The sequence below is a fragment of the Marinimicrobium sp. UBA4509 genome, assembly GCF_002388575.1.
In the GTDB taxonomy this organism is placed as follows: Bacteria; Pseudomonadota; Gammaproteobacteria; order Pseudomonadales; family Cellvibrionaceae; genus Marinimicrobium; species Marinimicrobium koreense.
In genome coordinates this window covers 104,636-106,041 of record NZ_DGMV01000051.1, presented here as the reverse complement: position 1 = coordinate 106,041, position 1,406 = coordinate 104,636, and the positions used below count along the sequence as shown (strand labels likewise).

At 60.9% G+C, this 1,406-nt stretch carries 2 protein-coding genes; both read left to right on the top strand.

The features are described from left to right. The first annotated feature begins 148 nt into the window (after positions 1-148). Positions 149-799, top strand: a complete 651-nt coding sequence (locus B3520_RS09440) for an HAD family hydrolase (protein WP_286805691.1) — start codon at positions 149-151, stop codon at positions 797-799. Positions 800-851: 52 nt separating this feature from the next. Next, entirely contained in the window at positions 852-1,385 is a 534-nt protein-coding gene (locus B3520_RS09435; protein WP_286805690.1) for a hypothetical protein, read from the top strand. Positions 1,386-1,406: the final 21 nt, after the last annotated feature.

Below are 1,406 nucleotides of genomic sequence, written 5' to 3'. Positions count from 1 at the left end.
GACCGTAAGCGGAGGGACTCCGCGCGTCGAGCCCCCATGGACGGGTTTACGGCGTGTCTTGAAAAGGAACTCCTCATGACGGACCGGTCGTGATGCACGCAGGTTTGGTTAAACGTATTTTTACTGAAAGAGAACCGAGGAAATCATTTTGTTTGAAGCAGTACTATTCGATTGTGACGGCGTCCTGGTCGACTCCGAAGTCCTGTCCACCCGCGCCTTGCATCGCTCGATTCAAAGCCTGGGCATGAACTACACCGAAGCCCAGGTCCACCAGGAATTCACCGGCCACAGCTGGCCCGACTGCGTCAAAATGGTCGAACAACGCCTCGGCAAACCCATCCCCGACATGCAACGCTTCCTCGACCAAAACCGCGAACACTCCGAGCAACTCATGCGCACCCAGCTCGAAACCATGCCCGGTATCAAAGACGCCCTCGAACGGCTCGAACACCCCTTCGCCGTCGTCACCAACTCGCGCACCTTTGAACTACAGCTCAAACTCAAAGTCACCGGCCTTGAAGACTTCTTCCCCGTCGAGCGGCGCATCGACTGCCAGAAATTCGACGTCGCCAAACCCGACCCCGCCATCTACCGGAAGGCGGCTGAACACCTCGGCGTCGACATCACCCGCTGCCTCGTCATCGAAGACAGCGTGCCCGGCCTGACCGCCGCCACCGGCGCCGGAGCCACCGTATGGGCCTATCGCCCCCACGCCAGCGAACAACAGCTCAAGGACTTCGGGGTCGATCGGGTCTTCCACGACTGGTTCGAATTCTCGGTTCCCCACGCCCAAGCCTGATCCCGGCGAGGCTCCCGGTCGTACTTCAGAGGGAGACGACCGAGGAGTCCCCATGAAACCCTATGCCCTAGTGTTCGGCGCCAACAGCGCCATCGCCCAAGCCCTGATGCCGCATCTGCTGAGCGAGTATCAGGTGCTTGCCATCAGCCGACAGGCACCTGCCCAACTGCCCGAAGGGGTTCGGCACTTTACCTGTGACTACAGTGAAGCCGCGCTGGCGGAGCTGGCTGAACAGATCAAAGAAAACGGTGGGCCGGTGACCGCACTGTTCTGTGCGGTGGGGGTGTTGCATGGCACGGCGGAGGGGGAGCACCGCTACCCGGAAAAGAAATTGGCCGAGCTCAACATGCTGGTGAAAACCGCTTCAGTGGAATTGGCCCGGTCGCACCGCAAGCTGTGTCTGATCGCGTTGCACCCCGGTACCACCGATACGCCCCTGTCCAAACCCTTCACCAGCTCCCTGGGGCCTGACAAGCTGTTCAGCCCCGAGCTGACCGCCGAGCGGTTGTGGTCGGTGATTCAGGCGTTGACGCCCGAGGACACCGGGCGCTTTATACACTGGGACGGTAGCGATCTGCCTTGGTAGTAGCGGACGCTGAACGGCGGG

Excerpts from the sequence above, each read along its gene's own strand:
- B3520_RS09435 (WP_286805690.1), top strand. The coding sequence starts at position 852 with ATGAAACCCTATGCCCTAGTGTTCGGCGCCAACAGCGCCATCGCCCAA.